Source organism: Vibrio sp. T9, assembly GCF_003123985.1.
Classification (GTDB): domain Bacteria; phylum Pseudomonadota; class Gammaproteobacteria; order Enterobacterales; family Vibrionaceae; genus Vibrio; species Vibrio diabolicus.
Genome location: NZ_NIGY01000224.1, coordinates 1 through 219, shown reverse-complemented (window position 1 = coordinate 219; position 219 = coordinate 1). Strand labels below are relative to the sequence as shown.

The 219-nt window shown below is 42.0% G+C and carries 1 rRNA gene; it reads right to left on the bottom strand.

Annotated features, from left to right (window positions below):
• Nucleotides 1-100: ribosomal RNA gene (locus CBX98_RS26190) — 23S ribosomal RNA — on the bottom strand; the annotation flags it as partial.
• Nucleotides 101-219 lie beyond the last annotated feature (119 nt).

The following is a 219-nucleotide window of genomic DNA, read 5'->3' as shown; positions in this document are numbered from 1 at the left end:
AGTGGTTTTTACTACCTAATCTGGGCTTATCGCAAGTTAATACGTCCTTCATCGCCTCTGACTGCCAAGGCATCCACCGTGTACGCTTAGTCACTTAACCATACAACCCGAAGGAGTTTCGAATTGAAGTTAAACAACCAAAGTTGTCTCTCATTATTTGAATGAGCGAGAGACATTCGATTTTGCCGGACTCAAATTCCAAGAACACTTGAATGTGTT